The organism is Pseudomonas sp. B414 (assembly GCF_055408445.1).
In genome coordinates, this window is sequence record NZ_JBUZTQ010000017.1 from 33,834 (window position 1) to 54,704 (window position 20,871).

Genomic DNA, 20,871 nt, shown 5'->3' on the forward strand with positions numbered 1-20,871 from the left:
TCTCTGAGGTCTTTAAAATTGCGTCAAGCGTTACCGATACCCCGGGTCATGCGCAGTGCCAGCAGGCTGCCGCCCACAATTACCGCCGCCAACATATACAGGGCCACATCCGTGGAGCCGGTAGCGTCTTTGACAAAGCCCACCAGATACGGGCTGAGGAAGCCGGCCATCTGCCCCATGGAGTTGATCAGTGCCAGGCCGCCCGCAGCCGCACCGGCGCTGAGCATGGCTGTTGGAACTGGCCAGAACATTGGCAAACCGGTGAGTGCGCCCATGGTGGCAATGGTCAGGCCGAGGATCGCAATGGCCGGTTGCGTGGCAAAGTTCACCGCAATCACCAGGCCCAGCGCGCCCATCAGCATCGGCACTACCAAGTGCCAGCGGCGCTCCTTGCGCAAGTCAGCCGAGCGCCCCACCAGCAACATAAATACCGCAGCCAGCAGATAAGGAATGGCGCTGATCCAGCCAATGACCAGGGTGTCGCTAAAGCCCAGATTCTTGATGATCGACGGCAACCAGAAGTTGATCGCATATACGCCACTCTGGATGCAGAAGTAGATCAGGCCAAAGGCCCAGATGGCCGGATTTTTGAACACCGCCAACAACGAGTCGGTTGCAGCGCCGGCCGGTTTGCTGGCGGCATCCAGACGATGGTCCGCTTCCAGCACCGCACGCTCATGGGCGCCCAGCCATTTGGCGTTGGCAAAGCTGTCACTGAGCAGGTAAATCGCCAGTGCGCCCAGCACAACAGTGGGAACGCCTTGCAGCAGGAACATCCACTGCCAGCCGGCAAGCCCGCCCTGGCCAGCTGCGAAGTGGCTGAGGATCCAGCCGGAGAACGGGCCGCCAATCAGCCCTGAAACAGGAATGGCGCACATAAACAGCGCCATGATCCGGCCACGGCGAAAGGTCGGGAACCACTGCGAGAGGTACAGCACCACGCCCGGAAAGAAGCCCGCTTCAGCGGCACCGGTCAGAAAGCGCAGGGTGTAGAAGCCTGTAGGGGTGGTGACAAACATCAGGCAGGTCGAAAGCGTGCCCCAACTGATCATCATCACCGCGATCCAGCGTCGCGGGCCGAAGCGGGTCAAGGCCAGGTTGCTCGGCACGCCGCACAGCACGTAGCCGATAAAGAAGATCCCGGCACCGAGGCCGTACACGGTTTCACTGAACTTGAGTGCATCGAGCATCTGCAGTTTGGCAAAGCCAACGTTTACCCGGTCGAGGTAATTGAACAGATAGCAGATAAAAATGAAGGGGATCAAACGCAAGGTGATGCGTTTGTAGATGGCGTTTTTATCGTCATCACTGATCAGCGATGCGGTGGCGCTCTGTGACATCTTATGTCTCTCTTTATTATGTTTTTTCACGATCCAGGGGTAACGTTGACCGCTGCTTGAGTCTCGGTCACCGCAACGCTGCTGTCTTTGTGCTGTCGCACAGCATTTTGGCGTGTCACCTGTGCCCGTGAACAAACGTTTCCAAGGATTGTCACCCTATGTTCGAACTGGATCATGATTTGGCGCAGGACATCGTTGATCGCGCGATGGCCATTTTGCCTTACAACGTAAACGTTATGGACAGCCAGGGGCTGATCCTGGGCAGTGGCGAGCCCGAGCGTATCAACACCCGCCACGAAGGGGCACAGTTGGTGCTGGCCAATGGGCGGGTGGTGGAAATCGATGCGCAGACGGCCAAATGCCTGAAAGGCGTACAGCCGGGGATCAATTTGCCGTTATTGCTCGATCAACGCCTGATTGGTGTGTTGGGCCTGACGGGCGAACCCGAGTTGTTGCGCACCTACGCCGAATTGGTGCGCATGACCGCCGAAATGCTGGTGGGCCAGCGTTATCAGCAGGCCGAACAGCAATGGCGGCGCCAGCGCTGTGATGATCTGGTGGCACTGTTGTTGAGCGAGGGTGGCGATTCGCCGCGACTGATCGATGAAGCCCAGCAACTGGGGCTTAAACCGCAGTTGTCACGCATCCCCTATCTGTTCGAGCTGGGCAAGGGGCAGAGTGCCGAGGCCTTGAGTGCCTGGCTGCAGTCACGCTACCCGGACAGCTGGTGCGTGTGCCCTGCAACCGGTTCCCTGCTGTGGTGTCGGCCGGCAACCGCGGCGCTGGATGATCTGCGCTTGCTGGAGAAACTCGACAGCCAGGGCTGGCAGGTCTTGCGCATTGCTGCGGGCGGGCAGGCCGATGCTCTTAAAGGCTTGCGCCGCTGCTATCGTCGGGTGGGGGACTTATTGGCTTATGGCCGCGATGTGCTGCCGCAAACACGCCTGTTGACCCTCGATCGCTATCGCTTGCCGGTAATGCTGTGGCGCCATCGCAATGACGATGCCCTGGAGGAACTGCTCGGGCCGCTGCACAAGGTGGTGGCCAAGGACGCCAATGGCCAGTTGATTGCCACACTGCGCAGCTGGTGCGAACACGACGGCCAAAGCCAGGCCTGTGCCGACGCCCTGGGCATCCATCGCAACAGCTTGCGCTATCGCATGGAGCGCATTGCCGAGTTAAGCGGCGTCGACCCGCTAAGCCTCAATGGCATGCTGGCCCTTTATCTGGGCGTGCAGCTTTTGCCGCAAACCTGATTTATGCACCAACTCCCATAAGGGTTCTTGCAACACCGCTCTTGTCCAAATGAACAACAAAGGCTGTGATTGCTTGTGCGCCCGACTGGCGTGTTTGTGCCCGGTTACTGGCAGCATGGAAGGCATAAGAACTGGAGATTCGCCCATGAAAATCGTGATTGCCCCCGACTCGTTCAAAGACAGCCTGAGTGCCGAAAAAGTCGCCGATGCGATCGCCGCAGGTCTTGCCGATGTGCTGCCCGACGCGCAGCTGGTCAAATGCCCGATGGCCGATGGTGGTGAAGGCACGGTCGATGCGATTGTGGCCGCCGGTAATGGTCAGTTGCGCCGCAATCTGGTGCAAGGCCCGCTGGGTGAGCCCGTCGATGCCCATTGGGGCTGGCTGCCGGACAGCCACACGGCAATTATTGAAATGGCCGAAGCCAGCGGTTTGCAACTGGTTGCCCCTGAGCAACGGGATGCCTGCATCAGCAGTACCTATGGCACCGGTGAGTTGATCAAGGCTGCACTGGACGCTGGCGCGCATCGGGTCATCCTCGCCATCGGCGGCAGTGCCACCAATGACGCCGGGGCTGGCGCCTTGCAAGCGTTGGGGTTGGGTTTGTTCGACGATCAGGGTAATAGCTTGCCCCGAGGTGGCCTGGCCCTGGCCAGGGTGGCCCGTATCGACCTCGCCGGTCTTGACCCGCGTCTGGCCAAAGTGCGCTTTGAAATTGCCGCTGACGTGAACAACCCGTTGTGTGGCGAGCACGGTGCTTCAGCGATTTTCGGCCCGCAAAAAGGTGCATCCGCGGAGCAGGTGCGCTTGCTGGATCAGGCGCTAGGGCATTTTGCCGATCACTGCGCGAAAGTCTTGCCCAGGGATGTACGCGATGAACCCGGTTCAGGTGCTGCCGGCGGGCTGGGATTTGCTGCCAAGGCATTCCTCGGCGCACAGTTTCGCGCCGGGGTCGAAGTGGTCGCCGAGCTTGTCGGGCTTGCAGAAGCGGTCAAGGGTGCTGACTTGGTGATCACCGGTGAAGGCCGTTTTGATGCGCAGACCCTGCGCGGCAAAACGCCTTTTGGCGTGGCTCGCATTGCCCAGGCCAACGGCGTGCCGGTGGTGGTGCTGGCGGGAACCCTCGGTGAAGGTTATCAGGCCCTGTATGAGCACGGGATCAACGCCGCATTTGCGATTGCCAGTGGGCCTATGACCTTGCAAGACGCCTGTGATCGGGCGGCGCAATTGCTCACTGACCGGTCGCGAGATATTGCGCGCTTGTTGAACTTGTAGCAGCTGCCGAGGAACGACGGCTGCTACAGTCTTGAGTTGCTATAGCTTCAAAGCTCAATCGTGTAAGCTTTGTGGCTCTTCGCATTCGACCCTTAGCGAGCCCTATGCCGTCGCTCTTCAAACGCTCTTTGCTGCCAAAACTGCGCAGTTTTCCTTTATCCGCAGAGGCTTTCAGCATCTTGCCCAGTGCTGCGGATTTTCGTCGTTGCCTGCTGGAGCATATTGCTGGCGCCCGCCATCGCATTACCCTTGTGGCCTTGTACCTGCAACAGGACGAAGCCGGGCAGGAAATCCTCGATGCCCTGCACGCCGCCAAAGCCGCACGACCGGAGCTGGAAATCGCTGTTGTCGTCGACTGGCTGCGCGCCCAGCGCGGGCTGATCGGTGCTGGCAAGCAGCCCGGCAATGCCGCCTGGTACCAGGCGCAAACTGCGGCACACGAAACCCATGTGCCTATTTATGGCGTACCGGTACAGACTCGCGAGCTGTTCGGCGTGCTGCATCTCAAGGGCTTTATCGTTGACGACTGCGTGATCTACAGCGGTGCAAGCCTCAATAACGTGTACCTGCACAAACTCGACAAGTATCGTTTCGACCGTTACCACCTGCTGCACAACAAGCCGCTGGCCGACACCATGCAGCGCTTTGTCCAGCAAGACCTGATCGAAAGCAGGGCAGTCCATCGTCTTGACCTGCCAACCTTGCCTACGACGCGCAGCCTGCGCAGTGCCATTGGTGATTTTCGCAGCCATCTGAAAAAAGCCAGCTACGACACCAGCGCCGGTACTGTGGGCCACTTTGGCTTATCGGTCACTCCGCTGCTGGGGGTGGGCAAAAACAATCAGCTGAGCCGGGTGATTTGCGAACTGATCGCCAGCAGCCAGCAACAGCTGACGATCTGTACGCCGTACTTCAACCTGCCATTGCCTGTGACCCGGGAAATCAATCGGGCCCTGGAGCGAGGGGTACGCATTGATATCGTGGTCGGCGACAAAACCGCCAACGACTTCTATATCCCGCCAAGCGAACCGTTCCGGGTTATCGCAGCATTGCCGTATCTGTATGAATTGAGCCTGCGCCGGTTTGCCAAGAGCCATCAGCGCATGATCGATAACGGCCTGTTGAATCTGCATCTGTGGCGCGAAGGTGACAACACCTACCACCTCAAAGGTATGTGGGTGGATGATCGCTACACCTTGCTGACCGGCAATAACCTCAACCCGCGGGCCTTCCGCCTGGATCTGGAAAACGGCCTGCTGATCGATGACCCGCGTCGCGAGTTGCTCGAACCACGACGCCAGGAACTGGATGCGATCTTTGCCCACACCCAGCGCATCGACAACTTCAAGGACCTGGAAACACTGGCCGATTACCCGCCAGCAGTGGCCAAGTTCTTGCGCCGGGTAAGTCGGGTGCGGATCGAGCGGTTGTTGTACAGGATTCTCTAAGCTGAGTAGAACTTGTGGGAGCCCGGCAAGGTCCGAATTCAGTGAGCAGCGCAAACCCTGTGGGAGCAGGCTTGCCTGCGATGCAGGCGCTGCGGTCTGTCAGGTTAACCGCAGTGATGCCATCGCGAGCAAGCCCTCTCCCACATTTACTGTTCCTCGGGGATATACACCACGCTGCCACCCTCGCGCCGATGCAGCAGGCGATCGCCATTATCCGGCTGGCTGGTAATGGTCTGGTGATCCACGCTCAGGTAGTCCAGAGGCAAGGGATCGCCACTGCGGTACTGAGCGAAAATCAGTGTGCGCTGCGGGTCAAAATGCTGGCCGCTGGTTTTCTCCAGCCAGGCCAGCAACCCGGCGCTGTCACCTTCGCGAGGGTAGTCCTGGTTCTGGTCAACGTAGAAGAACGGCCCACCCTGGTTTTGCACATACATCGGCAACTTGTTATCGACGTCGATCATCACCATGCGCCATTGATCCCAGGGTGCCTGTTCGCTGGCACGCGCCTTGACGTCCTGGCCGAACTGGACAACGCCGCCACCGCCATTGGACCAGGGATAGAAAACTCCCAGCACCAACAACACCAGTGTGGCGCTGATGCCCAAAGCAACCTTCCAGCGTCGCTCGTTGCTTTTGCCTTGAGCGATACGTCGCGTTACCCACCACGCGGCCAGCAGCTGTGCGAAAGGCACCAGCGGCAACACGTAATAACTGCGCCGACTGCCGCTGGCGGTGAAAAACACAAACAGCAAACCCAGCCCCCACACCAGCCAGCGTGTATTCGGCTCGATATGTCGCCACTGTCGCACGGCTACCCATAGCCCGATCATCCAGAACGGAGCCCAAGGCAAGGTGTAAGCTGGCAGGTAAATCAGATAGGTGTAAATCGGCCCCATATTGTCGAAGGGGTTGAAGAATCGCACCACGTTTTCACGCAGCACCAACCCCAGGCCGCTCTCACCATAAGTAGGCGCGCCATACAGTTGCGACAGTACAAAGGGCAGCATATACACGACCCCGGCAACCAGCAATGCCAGCAGCAGGCGCAGGTTCAGATGGCGTTTCCAGCGTTGCTCGCCCAGCAAGTGTGGCAGCAGCATCAGCCCCGGCAGAATAAAGCCGATCAGCCCCTTGAGCAGCGAAGTCATGGCCAGCAGCAGGAAGAACACGCAGTAGCGGCTAAAACGCGTGTCCTCAGGGCCACGCCAGTACCACCAGACTGCTGCCAACAGGCCGAATACGGTAAGAATATCGGCCGTGGCCACCCGTGCCCAAAACACAAAGTAAAAGGTAGTGGCCAGCATCCAGCCCGCAATCAACCCTGTGCCTTTGCGAAACAATCGCTCGCCGATCAGGTACACCAGCCAAACGCTCAGCCAGGCGGCGATCACTGAAGACAGACGCAGTGACCAGTGCCCAAGCCCGCCCATCAGCCCTGCGGTGGCCGTGATCAGCCAGTACGAGGGCAGGGGCTTGTCATAGTAGGGCGAGCCCTTGAGATAAGGGTCCAGGTAGTCACCGCTTTGCAACATCTGCAGGGCGATATTGGCCCAGCGGGTTTCCGGCCCCCACAGCTCGCGCGAACCCAGGCCAAGTAACAACAGCACGGCAGATACGGCCAACAACACCAGCAATGCCTTGTGCTCAGGGTTCCAGTTTTTGGTGGTCATCATTCGAAGCCGCACTTGTGAAAGGGCCAATATATTCCGCTCAACCTGACGCTGGGCTGAAAGGAATTCGGCAGGCACTTTAGAGCGTGACGGGTAAGGACCGAGTGAACAGGATGTGAAAAAAACGCAGGTTATACGGGCGTAACCCGATACACGCAACGGCGGTTGCCCGTAATCATGTGTTCAGTTCGTTCAACCTGGCCTGCGTCACCGACGGCCGCCTGGAACACTTGCAGCTCTGCCCGGCAAAAGCCCTGGCATTGCTGCGCCGCAACACAGATAGGGCAGTGGTTTTCGATGATCAGCCAGTTTTCGCCTTCGGCTTCCATGCTCGCCATGTACCCGGCGGTGTCGCGTATATCCACCAATAACCGGACTTTCTCTTCCAGATTCCGCCCTTGCTCACAGGCTGCTATGTATTCGCGGGTGTTGGCCAGCTCCATGGTCTCGACCACTTTGTCGATGCCTTCACTGCCGTATATGAGTTTGATTGAAACAATCAACTGCGCCGTTAACTGCGCATGGGTATTGGGAAATCTGGCTTGCGCGGCATCGGTCAAGATCCATTTCTGTGAAGGACGCCCGGCCCCAACCGGTGGTATCAGGCAGCCAACGATCATGCCGGTTTCTACCAGCTTCTGGATCTGCTGGCGCGCAGCTTCCGGGGTGATGTTGAGCATTGGCCCCAGATCCGCCGTTTTCAACGGCCCGCGGGTTTTCAGCAGAAACAGGATTCGCTCGGCTGTGACGCCGGTGTGGCGTGGAGTATCTGGAGAGTCAGTCACGGGCATCGTGCAAAGCCATCAGGGTAATGAGTTTTATATGGGCAGGGATCATAACGCCAGGATCATAAAATAATTACCAAAGCATTTGCTTTTATAATAGGCTGAATTCAGCAAAATCTTACTCAAGGAAGGGAAATGATATCGGCATCGGGATGGTCGGCATTGCTATGGGGCAGAAACGGGCTGCGTTCAGCGGCACTGGCTGGCGGGGTGGCATTGCATGCGATCAACGTCTATCTGGTGACAACCATTTTGCCCTCGGTGGTGAAGGATATCGGCGGGCTGGATTACTACGCGTGGAACACCACGCTATTTGTGGTGGCCTCGATTATTGGCTCGGTGTTGTCGGCAAAATGCCTGTCAGGCCTTGGCCCCAGGGTCGCGTACAGCCTCGCCGGGCTGGTGTTTACGCTGGGTTGCGCTGTTTGCAGCAGCGCCCCTGATATGGGTGTGCTGGTGCTGGGGCGCGCTATTCAAGGCTTGGGCGGTGGGCTGCTGTTTGCCCTGCCATATTCGATGATTAGACTGGTCTTCCACGAAGGCCTGTGGCCAAGGGCAATGGCGCTGATTTCAGGCATGTGGGGCGCTGCCACCTTGATTGGCCCGGCCGTGGGCGGGGTGTTTGCGCAGTACGATGCATGGCGTGCTGCGTTCTGGGCGTTAATTCCAGTGACCCTGCTTTTTATGGTGCTGGCCTGGGCCATGCTGCCCGGAAAAAGTATCGAAGCTCCACGGCGCCTTGTCTTGCCCTGGCTGCAATTGTTGCTGTTGACCGGCGTGGTGCTGGCGATTTCCGTGGGCAGTGTCAAGCCATCGCCGTTGTATAACGCTCTTGGGTTTTTGGTAGCAATGGTGCTGTTGTATGCCGTCTACCGCGTCGAAGGCAGCGACAGGCACCGCATGTTGCCCAAACACAGTCTGACCCCGGGCAGTGCGCTGTTGCCGATCTACCTGTCAATGAGCCTTATGGTTATTGGCATGACCAGCGAAGTGTTTGTGCCGTACTTTTTGCAAGTCCTGCATCTGCAAACACCTCTGGTAGCAGGCTATATTGCTGCGCTGATGGCGGCTGGATGGACCCTTGGAGCCCTTTACAGCAGCAGCCTGGTGCCGGCAGCGGCCAACCGGGCAATCTTGCACGGCCCCGTATTTGTCGTATCCGGACTGACGCTGGCGGCTGTCTTTGTACCGCACAGCGACAGCTCATTGATCAGCCTGACGGGCGTTTCCCTGTCAATGATCGCCGTGGGTACAGGCATCGGGCTGGCGTGGCCGCATCTACTGACCCGCGTACTGGCCAATGTGCCAGATAGAGAAAAAGACATTGCCGGTGCGTCCATTACCACCGTGCAGCTGATTGCCACCGCAATTGGCGCGGCACTGGCGGGTATGATTGCCAATCTGGCCGGGTTAACCAATCCAGGAGAAGTGACGGGTGCTTCCAGTGCCGCCGCCTGGCTATTTGGCCTGTATGCAGTGTTGTCTGCGCTGCTGTTCATTACGGTGCGTCAGGTGATAGCCCATAGCGCAAAGCACTGAATCCGCCACAAAACAGGCCTGAGTCGATTTGTCGCAGTCCTTGCTGCGCCCCCCCGGTTTTACAGGCTGTGGGAGTTGCCATGCACCATTGAGGGGCATGGCTGCCGTGCGACCGATAAGCGACAGTGGTAAATTCTGCACCCATGCAACACGTCTACCCCACAGCAATCGTGCGCACCGAGCCGGTCACTCAAGGCATCGGGCAGCGTACACACCTGCCTGATAGTGCGCGGGTTAAAGGCCTTTTTCGTTGGAAAAGGCCGCTTAAAGGAAACTGACATGAATGATTTACTGACTCGCCGCCGCGTAGTCACCGGCCTTGGCTTGCTTAGCCTGGGCTTGATCGCTGGTTGCGACCCTGGCAGCGGTTTGTCATACAAGTACGGCAAAGACTTGAGCAATGAAATCCTCGGGCGCAAGTTCAAGCTCAGGGATGCTGAAGGCAATGAGATGATGCTGGGCAGCTTTCGCGGGATGATGCCGATGATTTTCTTCGGCTTTACCCAGTGCCCGGCCGTATGCCCGACCGCATTGGCCCGCGCCGCACAGGCCAAGAAAATGATGGGACCCGACGGCGACCGTCTGCAGGTGGTGTTTATCACGCTCGATCCGGAGCGTGACAAGCCGGCAATGCTCGATGCCTATGTAAAAGCCTTTGACCCGAGCTTTATCGCCTTGTCCGGCACACTGGAAGAAACCGCCGCCACAGCCAAGGAATTCAAGGTGTTCTACGAGAAAATCCCGACCGGTGATTCGTACACCATGTCCCATACTGCGACCAGTTTCGTTTTCGATTCCCGTGGTGTGCTGCGCCTTGGGCTATCGCCTTCACTGTCAGCCAAGCAGTGTGCGGAAGACCTGCTCACCGTGATGTCAGTCTGCTGATCCTACGCATTTTTGAAGGAGCCAAACCTATGAAACCAGTCAAGTATCTGTTGTTGTCGCTGCTGGGCATGAGCCTGCACGTTTCTGCCCAAACCGTTGTCGATGACGCCTGGGTTCGGGCCACCGTGCCTGGCCAGCCTTCGACCGGCGCCTTTATGCATATTACGTCGAGCACAGACAGCAAACTGGTTGAAGTCCGCTCCCCGGTGGCCAAGACCGTGCAGATCCATGAGTCGAAGATGACCAATGACGTGATGAGCATGCAGCCAGTAGCCTCGGTGGCGTTACCAGCGGGCAAGAGCGTTGCCATCGAGCCTGAGGGCTACCATGTAATGCTGATTGACCTGGTGAATCAGGTCAAAGCCGGTGATCAAGTGCCTTTGACCCTGATTGTCGAAGACAGCAAAGGGGTCAAGGAGTCGATCGAGGTCAAGGCTGAGGCTCGGGCCTTGAACAGCATGCCGATGCACCATGATCATGGTGACATGCATTAAGTAAGACTTTGTGGGAGCAGCGGTTCGATTCAGGCAGCTCGGTATGCCTGAATCACAGCGGTGATGCTATCGCAGGCAAGCCAGCTCCCACAGGTTTTGTGCTGCTCACAAAATTCGGACCTTGCCGGGATCATTATGTGGGAGCGGGCTTGCCCGCGATACAAGCGACTCGGTATGCCTGAATCACAGAGGTGATGCCATCGCAGGCAAGCCAGCTCCCATAGCTTGTTCAGTGTTACTCAGAACCTCCCCGCCAGCGGGTACTCAACCGCCAGGCGTATCTGGTCGGTATCCAGTTCGGCCTGCGCCTTGTTGCCGCGATGGACGTTATGCCGCAATGACAAGGTGGTGCCCTTGGCTACGCCGCTCTGCACCACATAACGCGCCTCCAGATCCCTTTCCCAGTGTTTCCCGCCTTTGCCATAACCCAGGTAGGCATAACCACCACGGGGGTCGACACGACTGCCGTCAATCTGGCTGCCCCGAACATAGGCGGCACTGAACATCAACCCGGGCAGGCTCCAGGGTGACATGTCGAGGTCGTAGCGGGCTTGCCAGGATTGCTCGTTGGGCGCGTTGAAGTCAGACAGTTGCACTGCGTTGCCCAGGAAGATCGCCCCTCGGGTCACGTAGTCAAATGGCGTGTTGCCATGCACCTTCTGATAACCCAGGCTGAAACTGTGCGGGCCCTGAGCGTAGGTGCTCATCAGGCTCCAGGTGGTGTTGTCGATAGTGCCCGACAATGCCTTGCCTTCATCGGTGGTGCGGTACAGGTTGAAGTTGAACGCCAGCGAACTGTTTTCATCAATCGCCTGATTAAAAATTGCGCCAAGATAATGCTGGTTCCAGGTGTCTTCGTAGCGCGAGCTGTAGAGGCTGGCACTGAGGTTTTTGCTTGGGGTGTAAACCACACCGGCGAGGTCGAATGCATTGCCTTTGGGGCCGTTGGAGTAATTCACCACAAAGCCCTGGTCATGGCTGCTGGCATTGCGATCGGTGCTCTCGGTGAAATGCCCGCCGACCAGTTTCAGGTCTTTGAATTCATTGCTGGTGAGGAAAACCCCGGTAGCGGTTTCGGGAAGCAGGCGGCTGTCGGATGAACTGAATACAGGAGTCTTCACCCGCTGTTCGCCATAGGACATCACGGTATTGGACAGGCGCATTTTTACCGCTGCGCCACCGCGACCATAGTTGTCCTTTGGGTAACCGTCATTATCCAGCCCGAGCAGGCGGGCCTTGCCGGCGCGGCCACCGCCACTGTCCAGTTTGAGCCCCATATAGGCGTGTGCATCCACGCCAAAGCCGATCTGGCCCTGGGTAAAGCCGGAATGCAAAGTCCCCATCAAGCCGTAGGCCCATTCTTCGGCAGAGCCATTGCGTTCCGAGCGGGGTTTATAGGCATTGCGCGCACCACTATTGGTGCCACCATGGCGATATTCGCGACTGTCGTAGACGGTGCGGTTGAGCACGCTCCAGGTGCTGTCTTCGATAAAGCCCCTGGATTGCTCCTGGGCCGATTCGGCAATAGCCAGGGGGCTGGCGAGGGCGATGAGGATCGCGGAGCGCGATCGCAACGCACTCACTTGACCACCTGCTGCTTTTGCACTGTCGCGTTCAAACGGTCGAGCGCGCGTTTGGGGAGCGTCGCGGGCAATACCGGGGGTTCGGCAGAAGGCTCGCCAACCTGGATCAGCATGACCATGCCCATGGCCAGGTGCGGGGTGCATTGAACGCCGTACAGGCCGGGCACGGTGAAGGTCTGCTCGATCTGCTGGTCGATCTTGCCTTTGAACGACTCGGCACCTTCCGGTAGCAGTCCGGGCAGGGTGGCGGCGTTATGGCCACTTTGCGTGGGAATGAACCTGACCGTGTCACCGGGGGCAATCTGCAGGTAGTCCGGCTCATAAACCATACCGGCGTTGGCGCTGCGGGTAAGCATTTTCACTTCGTGGGTCTGTGCCAGCGCCGATGTACAGAGCAGGGCGGTGGTCAACAACAGGGTCAAGGATGAAATACGCATGCTTGGGTTTCCATAAAAGATTTAAAAGGAGCGCAATCGCAGAATCTGCGTGCCGTCAAAAGGGTCCGTCAAATAGTGCGCCTGTACCCCGAAAGTGCTCTGAAGGCGTTGCGGGGTCAGGACTTCAAGGGGTTTGCCCAGAGCCATCAAGCCGCCCCGCTCAAGAATCGCCAGGCGATCACAGCTCAGGGCCTGATTGAGGTCGTGCAGGGCTATCAGGGTGGTCACGGGCAGGGCCTGTACGGTTTTTAAAATGGCCAGTTGGTGCTGGATATCCAGATGATTGGTGGGTTCATCCAGCAACAGGATTTGCGGGCGTTGGGCCAGTGCCCTGGCGATATGTACACGCTGGCGTTCACCCCCCGAGAGGTTGCGCCAGGTTCGGCTGCGCAGATGGCTGGCATCTACATCGGCCAGTGCCTGTTCGACAATGGCCGTGTCCTTGGCTGACCAGGGGCTTAGCGCTGACAGCCAGGGCGTGCGGCCCAGAGCCACGGCATCGAATACACCAATGGCATCGTGGGTGTCGGCATGTTGCTCAACCACTGCAAGGTTTTGCGCAAGGGTGCGCTGGCTCATTTTTTTCATCGGTTGCCCGTGGAGAAAGACTTCCCCTTCACCAGGCGCACGCAGACTGGCCAGCAGTTTAAGCAGCGTGGACTTGCCCGAACCATTGGGCCCGACAATGCCCAGGGTTTCGCCGCAGTGCACACTCAGGTTGATGCCTTGCAACAATTGCGCATCGCCCACGCGGTAGCTCAGCTCGCAACAGCTCAATACAGAAAGGGCAGCATTCATCGGGCATGTCTCCGGCCGATCAGGATCAGCGCAAAAACCGGCGCGCCGATCAGCGCGGTCACCACCCCGACTGGTATCACCTGGCCCTTGATCAGGGTGCGCGAGAGGATATCGGCCGCAATCAGGAACAATGCGCCGCCCATGGCGCTGGCGGGCAGCAGGCGGCCATGCCCGGTGCCGACCAGCAAGCGCAGGGCATGGGGGATGACCAGCCCGACAAAACCGATGGAGCCGACAATTGATACCATCACTGCTGTGATCAGCGCTGCACAGCCAATCAACAATAACTGCACGCGACGTACCGGGATGCCCAGTGACGCCGCCGAGTCGGCGCCAAAGGTAAACGCATCCAGCGCACGCCTATGCCACAGGCACACCGCCAACCCGGCCAATGCCACGGGGACGGCCAGCCATACCGATGGCCAGCGCACCCCGCTGAGGTTGCCCAGCAACCAGAACATGATCCCGCGGGCTTGCTCGGAACTGGCCGATTTGGTGATCAAAAAGGCCGTCATGGCATTGAACAGTTGCGAACCCGCAATGCCCGCCAGAATGATCTGCGCACTGGCGCCGGTTGGCCCGCTGGCGCGTGCCAGCAAAAGCACCAGGGCAAAAGCACTGATCGCTCCCGCAAAGGCTCCGACCGACAGGGATATGGCCCCGGCGCCTAGGCCCAGTACTGCCACCAGCACGGCACCGGTGGAAGCCCCGGCGGAAATGCCCAGCAAGTAGGGATCAGCCAGCGGGTTGCGCAGCAAGGACTGCAAGACCACCCCGCATGTGGCCAGCCCGGCACCACAAGCTGCGGCCACCAGGGCACGGGTCAGCCTGTAGTTCCAGACAATGCCTTCGTCGATCGGGTCAAGTACATACCCGGCGCCCCACAGTTTGTTGGCCAGCACTTGCAGCACCACACCAGGCTCAATCGGGGTTTCACCGATGGCAGCCCCGGCGAGCACGGCCAGCAGCAGCGCTGCGCAGGCCGAGAAGGTGAATATCAACCTTGCAGTCATTTAGGCAAGTCGTGGCTGTTGATGGCTGATGCCAGCGTTTCGAGCCCGTCAAACATGCGCAGGCTGGCCTGCATGGCATGGGCATCAAGCATGATGATGCGGTTGTTTTTCACCGCGTCCATATTGCGGGTGACCGGATCGGTGCGCAGGAATTCGAGCTTTTTCTCGACGTCGTCCGCCGGGAAGCGACGTCGGTCCATACGCGCAATCACCAGAAAGGTCGGGTTGGCCTTGGCCAGGGTTTCCCAGCCCACTGTTGGCCATTCCTCATTGGACTGCACCACATTGCGTACGCCCAGGGTGTTGAGCATAAAGTCGGGGATGCCCTTGCGGCCGGCTACGTAAGGGTCGATGTCCATATCCGCACTGGAGAACCAGAACAGCGCGCTGGTGCGGCTCAGGTCTTTGCCCTTGAGGGAAGCAATGGATTTTTCCAGGCTCGACTTGAGCTGGTTGTTAAGCTGCTCGCCGCGTTGCTGCACATCGAAGATTTCTGCCAGTTGGCTGATGCTCTTGTAGACGCTGTCTACACGGAATGGCTGCAAGCGCGTGCCGTCGGCACCTGTGAGGTTGTCCTTGCCCTCGCAGTCAGAAGGCATCAGGTAGGTAGGGACTTTTAGTTCGTGAAACTGCTCACGGGTACCCACGATGCCCTGCGGGCCAACCATCCATTCAAACTGCACGGTCACCAGCTCGGGTCGTTTGCCGATCACGGACTCGAAGCTGGGGTCGTTATCGGCCAGACGTTCGACCTTGCTGTTTTGTGCCTTGTATTGAGCGGGCAGATCGTTGAACCACAACGAAGTGCCCACCAGTTTGTCCCCAAGGCCCAGGGCATAGAGCATTTCGGTGCCGGCCTGGCCTATGGTTACCGCACTTTTGGGGGCGTGCTGAAACGTCAGCGGGCTGGCGCAGTTGTCGAGGGTCAGGGGGTATTGGGTCTGGGCCGCTTGGGCCAGTACCGGCAAGGCCAGACTGGCCACAAGGGTAACAACACGGTGTAACAGCATGATGCAATCTCCATTTGATCGTACGCAGGGCAGGTACGGACGAGGAATGATAATTGATCGCACATGCAGGAGTGTTTCGATGTCAGATTCAGAAATACTTGAGCCAGGTGATATCCCGGCGCCGGGCTTTCAAGGTCGCAAACCAGCGCACTGGCAAATACAGCGAAATGCACAGCAGCACAGCCGTAAGCCACACCGCACCGATGCTGTCGAAGCCGAAGTAGTTGCCCTGGTTCAGGCCAAACAGGGCAACACTGGCCAGATACAGTAACTTCAACACATACAAATGCAGCAGGTAGAAGAACATCGGCGCCGCGCCAAACACGGCCAGGATGCTGATCCACTGGCGTTTTTGCGCGCGTTCAAAGCCCAGCAGCAGCAAAAGGCCCGCGCCCAGAGTCAAGGCGAGAAACAGCAGGGAAGGCGGGTATTTGGTGATATTGAAAAAGCTCATCAGGCTCTGCATGGCAGAGTCATGACTTACCCAGGGAGCCTCGCCATAACCATTGAGCAAACGCAGCACGACAAAGGCGAGCAGGGCGCCCGTACCGGCCAGCAACAGATAACGCTGGCGCACGGCGGCCGCGGCGGAACGGGCAAACCAGGGGCCCAGGCAGTAACCCAGGGCGATCACGCCGATCCACGGCAACACCGGGTACGACGTACGCAGGCGCAAACTGTCGCTGAACTCGATCCAGCCGCGATCATGCAGGATCGCCCAGGGCACATGCATCGCTGAACCGACCGGAAAGTGCAGGCTGTCGAGCAGGTTATGCCCGGCGATAATCACCAGACCGAGCACCAGCAGGGCAGGTCGCGGCAACCAGACCAGTGCGGCCAGGGCGATCATGCTGACGCCAATGGCCCAGATTACCTGCATGTAAATTACCGAAGGCGGCAACTGGAAAGTCCAGGCAAAGTTGACCAGGGTAAATTCCAGCACCACCAGAAACAGCCCACGCTTGAACAGAAACGCCGAGACATCGCGCTTGCCCTGATATTTTTCGCCATACAGGTACGCCGACAAACCCGTGAGCAAGACAAATACCGGCGCGCACAAGTGAGCCAGGGTACGGCTGAAAAACAGCGCTGGGTCGGTGATATCGACATTCATCGGGTCGGCTACCTGACGGTGCAGAAAGAACGTCTCGCGCACGTGGTCAAGCAGCATAAACAGGATGACAAGGCCGCGCAGGGCATCAATGGACAGCAGGCGCTGGCTAGCAGGGGGTGGGGCTAGAGTGGTGGCAATCGTTGAGGGCATTGAGGGATCACAGGCAAGAGGTATGTATAAAGTGTGGTTACCTTATAACATCCTCTTTTGCACTGCCATCTCTTTGAGACGTGTTCGCGATAAAAACCTTCGTTCGCCACTTAACTGAATATATTGCGATCGCGGCAATAGGCGACCAAATCCTGGTCGCTGGTCACATTCAGCTTGCGCATGGCCGATATTTTTTGCGCGCTGATGGTTTTTATACTCCGGCTTTGTCCGCGTGCAATATCGCTGACACTCTGACCGGAAACAAACAAGCGCAGTATCTCGTGCTCCTTGGGCGACAGGCTGGCGAAGCGCTGGTCCAGCGCCAGTGAGTTATCTGCCTCGGAGTCAGGCTGCAAACCTGCATTCTGGTAACCAATGCCCCGGACAATCGCGTTAAGTGCAACCTCGATTTCATTGTGCAAATGCCGTTTGTGAACAATCCCGGCCACCCCGAGTTCGTGTAACCGAGTAAGGATCAAGGGACTTGAAATCATGGTCAGTACCAGTATCCGCACGGTGGCGAAGTTACGTTTCAAATACTCCACCAGTTTCAGGCCGTCACCATAAGGCGAGTCCGCCGGCATACTGAAGTCGGTGATGATCAGATCCACCGATTGCTGCTCCAGCAGCTGTACCAGCCCTTCGGAGTCCACTGCCTGGCCGACGACATTAAAGCGCCCGTCGCGTTCGATCAGCTCAAGTAACCCCAGCAGTACAATGGGATGATCGTCGGCAATAACAACATTAAATTTGTGCATGGCACGGTATCCGTAAAACTATTACGAGTAGAGAGAGTGGCTTCATGTTTCAAAAGTCTCCAGTTTTTTCAGCAGTGTTTCCAGGCGCTCCAGGAAGCGGGTCACATCACCCACCAACTTGGGCGTAAGGGCCCGGCCTGTGAGTTGCAATTCCAGTTCGGCACAGATATCGGCCAAGGCTTCACTCTGAACCGCGCTCAACGCCCCGGCCATGCTATGCAACTGAAGTGCCAGGGTGCTGGCGTTGCTATTGCCCAGCGAGGTGCGGGCCAGGTGTACATCATCACGCATCGCACTGATAAATAGCTCACGCATGCGGGGCGAGAGCTGCACCTGATCAACGCAGTTGCCGGATACCCGTGGCTTGACCGTTTCGTCCACCGTTTCAAGCGTTGCGCCCTTGCAGAATTTCAGCAGTTGGGCGCGCAAGGTCGGTAGGTTCAAGGGTTTGACCAGCCAGGCATTCATGCCTGCATCGGCGCAGCGTTTACCTTCTTCGCGCATGGCGTTGGCGGTAATGCCGATAATGGGCAGATGCGGGTCTTGCCTGCGCAGGGCTGCGGCCAGTTCATAACCGTTGAGCACCGGCATATTGACGTCGGTAAGCACCAGGTCAAACAGGTCTGGGAACCATAGTGCCAGAGCGAGTTCACCATTGGCTGCCACCACTGCCGAGCAACCCAGGGCTTCAAGTTGCTCCTTGATGATTGCACGGTTGATCGGGTTGTCTTCGGCCACCAGAACCCGCAGTTTGAGCGTTTGCTCCTGCCTGGCCAATGAAGCCTGGGCCGGCACGTTAATGCCGTTCTGGACATAACTGACGGCCCAGGCGATAGCACGGATAGAATTGGCATCTACCTCCCAGCCATCAGCACTGTGCTGCGCAGGGTTTCGCCCGCCCGGCGTGGCAATAATCCGCCGCCCGGGCCAGTCCTGCTGATTGTCGTTGGGCTGCATGTCAACCAGCAGCGTCGAGTGCTCAACGGTGTGCAGTTCGGTGTTTAGGGTACGTGCATGCACACCCAGCCGATTAAGCCAGGCACAAACATGCTGGGCCAGCTCCAGAGCCTGCGCGCGCACATACACAGGTGCCGTGTGGGGCTCGAACACTGGGCAGTCGCCAAGCCCGCCGGGCTCGCGCGCCAGTCTCAATTGCAGGGTAAAGCTGCTGCCAAGCCCTGGTTCGCTGATCACATTAAGCTGGCCACCCATTAATTCGCACAAGCGCTGGCAAATGGACAGTCCCAAGCCTGCGCCACCTTCGCTGGAGGCACTGCGCACCTGATAAAAGGGATTGAACAGTTGTAACTGTTGTTCCGGGGAAATACCGATACCCGAGTCGCTGACTTGCCACTGCAAACTGCTGAACTCAGCATCCTGCTCGAGCACCCGAACCCACAGCACAACCTGACCGCTATCGGTGAACTTGATGGCATTGCTCAGCAAGTTGTTGAGGATCTGGCGAATGCGCACCGGGTCACCCCGCACCCGGTCAGGCAGGGTGCTATCAATACAGGCATAGATTTGCAGCCCCTTGCTCAGGGCAAAAGCACTGTAGGTGCTCATGGTATCTTCGGTGATATCCAGGGGGCAGAAATCCTGCAGATCGATGGTCATCTGCCCGGCCTCGATCTTCGACACATCCAGGACATCGCTGATCAGTTGGAACAAAGTCGCTGATGAGCGCTGGATGGTGTGCAGGTAGTCCTGTTGGCGCGGTTCAAGCTTGGTCAGCTCAAGCAATTCCAGTGTGCCCAGCACCCCGTACAGTGGCGTGCGGATTTCATGGCTCATGGTGGCCAGAAAGCGGGTTTTGGCTTGATTCGCGGAGTTCGCAGCTTCCCGTGCTTCCTCCAGGATGGCAGCATCTTCAATATGCCGGGTCACATCATGAAAAGCGCAGAGCCAGGCGTCCTGGCCGTGATACCGGGTAGAAACAAACCCAACATGCAGATGGCGGCCATCCACCTCAAGCACGGCTTTACCGTGGGTCGACAGTTCCGGCTGTTGGTTGAGAACAGCAATCAGAGCTTCGGTGCCCCGGGATTGGAGGGCGAGATGGTTCTCAAGCAATACCTTGCGATCCCTGCAGCGCACCACACACAAGCCGGTTGGCGCGCTTTCAATGACGGCCCGGCTAAAAGCCTCACGCTCGGCAATCGCGTCGTGCGCCTGATGGGCGGGAACAATCACATGCTGTTTGTACCAGCGGTTGTAGGCCCTGGCGCAACCCCATCCCGCCATTACCAACGCGATCAGACCGAGCAGCGGCCATAGGGCGTAGCCCAGGAAATGGTTAAAGCTGATCACATAAATGCCGGTCCAGGGTTGTTCGTCCGGGCTTGTCAGGCGAAACACCAGTCCTTCACTGTTCAGGTTGAGCCCTTCATGCAGGCTTGTTTGCGGCGTCAGCGGGCCTACTATTGTTTCGCCAGTGGGGGTGAGCAGGCTGAAGCCGTCATACACCGAGCGTTGCATGATTCGCGCAACATTGCTGACCTGAGCCAGGTTGAGCAATGAAGAGACCACGACCCTGGGGCTGGCTCCGGAAATATGCAGCTGGGTGCTGGGCAGATCAATATTGATATAGCCCAGGATGTTGGCGCCAGTGCTGGCCCCGGACTGGTCGTGGTACGCCAGCCAGTGCACCTTATCCTCAACTGACGGCAGAAGATGGTGGTAGTGGCGTACCAGAATCTGCTGCATCACCAAAGGCAACTCGCCTGCCAGGTTGTGGCCGCCGCCACGCAAGCGCCCAGCCGCCGGAACACTGATCTCAAAGTTGGCTGGCACGTTGGCCACGAAAATCTGCGGCGACTGATAATTTGATGCCGACCAATAGGCACTGTAGTAGTTGGCCAGATGTGCGCCCAGCGCAGTGATTTTGCTGTGCTGCAGCGCAGGGATGGTGGCGGCATTGACCTTGACACTGAAAGGCAGAGAGAACGAATGCTCGCGCCCTATATAGACATTGCTGCCTTCATCCGCTGGGGAATCTTGCACGTACAACGGCTCATGCAGTGACTCCAGCAGTCTGCCTTTGGCACTTTCCCGAGATACGGTGGTAAGAAATGCCTCGTGTTCACGAATATTTTCCATCAGCCGGGCGAAGTGAAACTCAACGCTGTTGCGTTGCTCTTTAATCACACGCTGCACGCCCCAATAGCTGGTGCCAGTCAACAGCACCGCAAGACCGAACAGCACGGCAAACCCTTTGTTATGGCCCAGGGAGCTATTGGCCAGCCTATCGAGCAAGGCATTACGAGGGGTCATCGAGCAGTCCCATGAAAAGTGATTGGCACAAACTGACTCAAGCGT

17 protein-coding genes are annotated in these 20,871 nt (G+C 58.1%); 6 read left to right on the top strand and 11 right to left on the bottom strand.

Features of this window, described 5'->3' with window-relative positions; all coding sequences use genetic code 11:
* Positions 1-23: 23 nt before the first annotated feature.
* Entirely contained in the window at positions 24-1,340 is a 1,317-nt protein-coding gene (locus ACZRMH_RS15495) for an MFS transporter (RefSeq protein ID WP_464014141.1), read from the bottom strand.
* Between the two features lie 158 nt (positions 1,341-1,498).
* Between ACZRMH_RS15495 and ACZRMH_RS15500 the strand changes: the two genes are divergently transcribed.
* From ACZRMH_RS15500 to pssA, 3 genes are all read left to right on the top strand, one after another.
* Positions 1,499-2,596: a sugar diacid recognition domain-containing protein gene (locus tag ACZRMH_RS15500; protein WP_464014142.1), complete on the top strand. Its 1,098-nt coding sequence runs from the start codon at positions 1,499-1,501 to the stop codon at positions 2,594-2,596.
* A gap of 145 nt (positions 2,597-2,741) precedes the next feature.
* Positions 2,742-3,869: a glycerate kinase gene (locus ACZRMH_RS15505; protein WP_464014143.1), complete on the top strand. Its 1,128-nt coding sequence runs from the start codon at positions 2,742-2,744 to the stop codon at positions 3,867-3,869.
* 104 nt (positions 3,870-3,973) lie between these two features.
* On the top strand, positions 3,974-5,317 hold the full coding sequence (gene pssA / locus ACZRMH_RS15510) for a CDP-diacylglycerol--serine O-phosphatidyltransferase (RefSeq protein WP_464014144.1): 1,344 nt from the start codon (positions 3,974-3,976) through the stop codon (positions 5,315-5,317).
* A 146-nt stretch (positions 5,318-5,463) separates the two neighbouring features.
* Here the strand turns inward: pssA and ACZRMH_RS15515 are convergent, their stop codons facing one another.
* Both ACZRMH_RS15515 and ACZRMH_RS15520 read right to left on the bottom strand, forming a co-directional pair.
* The gene (locus ACZRMH_RS15515; RefSeq protein ID WP_464014145.1) at positions 5,464-6,990 is read right to left on the bottom strand and encodes an ArnT family glycosyltransferase; all 1,527 of its coding nucleotides are present in this window, start codon (positions 6,988-6,990) and stop codon (positions 5,464-5,466) included.
* 128 nt (positions 6,991-7,118) lie between these two features.
* On the bottom strand, positions 7,119-7,778 hold the full coding sequence (locus ACZRMH_RS15520; RefSeq protein WP_464014146.1) for a helix-turn-helix transcriptional regulator: 660 nt from the start codon (positions 7,776-7,778) through the stop codon (positions 7,119-7,121).
* Between the two features lie 129 nt (positions 7,779-7,907).
* Between ACZRMH_RS15520 and ACZRMH_RS15525 the strand changes: the two genes are divergently transcribed.
* The 3 genes from ACZRMH_RS15525 (at position 7,908) to ACZRMH_RS15535 (ending at position 10,690) form a co-directional block, all read left to right on the top strand.
* Positions 7,908-9,311, top strand: coding sequence for an MFS transporter (locus tag ACZRMH_RS15525; protein ID WP_464014147.1), 1,404 nt, complete (start codon positions 7,908-7,910; stop codon positions 9,309-9,311).
* Between the two features lie 279 nt (positions 9,312-9,590).
* Positions 9,591-10,196: an SCO family protein gene (locus ACZRMH_RS15530; RefSeq protein WP_464014148.1), complete on the top strand. Its 606-nt coding sequence runs from the start codon at positions 9,591-9,593 to the stop codon at positions 10,194-10,196.
* Positions 10,197-10,225: 29 nt separating this feature from the next.
* Positions 10,226-10,690 carry a copper chaperone PCu(A)C gene (locus ACZRMH_RS15535; protein WP_464014149.1) on the top strand — a complete coding sequence of 155 codons (465 nt, stop codon included), beginning with the start codon at positions 10,226-10,228 and terminating at the stop codon, positions 10,688-10,690.
* A 239-nt stretch (positions 10,691-10,929) separates the two neighbouring features.
* Here ACZRMH_RS15535 and ACZRMH_RS15540 read toward each other — a convergent pair whose 3' ends face one another.
* The 8 genes from ACZRMH_RS15540 to ACZRMH_RS15575 form a co-directional block, all read right to left on the bottom strand.
* Positions 10,930-12,273 (bottom strand): OprD family porin, encoded by a 1,344-nt coding sequence (locus tag ACZRMH_RS15540; RefSeq protein WP_464014150.1) that lies wholly within the window; start codon positions 12,271-12,273, stop codon positions 10,930-10,932.
* Positions 12,270-12,710, bottom strand: a complete 441-nt coding sequence (locus ACZRMH_RS15545; RefSeq protein WP_464014151.1) for a pseudoazurin — start codon at positions 12,708-12,710, stop codon at positions 12,270-12,272. The genes ACZRMH_RS15540 and ACZRMH_RS15545 overlap by 4 nt, the downstream gene beginning before the upstream one ends.
* Positions 12,711-12,731: 21 nt before the next feature.
* Positions 12,732-13,508 (bottom strand): ABC transporter ATP-binding protein, encoded by a 777-nt coding sequence (locus ACZRMH_RS15550; RefSeq protein WP_464014152.1) that lies wholly within the window; start codon positions 13,506-13,508, stop codon positions 12,732-12,734.
* The gene (locus tag ACZRMH_RS15555; protein ID WP_464014153.1) at positions 13,505-14,521 is read right to left on the bottom strand and encodes a FecCD family ABC transporter permease; all 1,017 of its coding nucleotides are present in this window, start codon (positions 14,519-14,521) and stop codon (positions 13,505-13,507) included. Before ACZRMH_RS15555 ends, ACZRMH_RS15550 begins: the two co-directional genes overlap by 4 nt.
* The gene (locus tag ACZRMH_RS15560) at positions 14,518-15,531 is read right to left on the bottom strand and encodes an ABC transporter substrate-binding protein (RefSeq protein WP_464014154.1); all 1,014 of its coding nucleotides are present in this window, start codon (positions 15,529-15,531) and stop codon (positions 14,518-14,520) included. The genes ACZRMH_RS15555 and ACZRMH_RS15560 overlap by 4 nt, the downstream gene beginning before the upstream one ends.
* Positions 15,532-15,619: 88 nt before the next feature.
* Positions 15,620-16,795, bottom strand: a complete 1,176-nt coding sequence (locus ACZRMH_RS15565) for an acetyltransferase domain-containing protein (RefSeq protein WP_464014155.1) — start codon at positions 16,793-16,795, stop codon at positions 15,620-15,622.
* 110 nt (positions 16,796-16,905) lie between these two features.
* A complete protein-coding gene (locus ACZRMH_RS15570) occupies positions 16,906-17,553 on the bottom strand; it encodes a response regulator (RefSeq protein ID WP_464014156.1) in 648 nt (215 codons plus the stop codon).
* A 42-nt stretch (positions 17,554-17,595) separates the two neighbouring features.
* Positions 17,596-20,826, bottom strand: coding sequence for a hybrid sensor histidine kinase/response regulator (locus ACZRMH_RS15575; RefSeq protein WP_464014157.1), 3,231 nt, complete (start codon positions 20,824-20,826; stop codon positions 17,596-17,598).
* Positions 20,827-20,871: the final 45 nt, after the last annotated feature.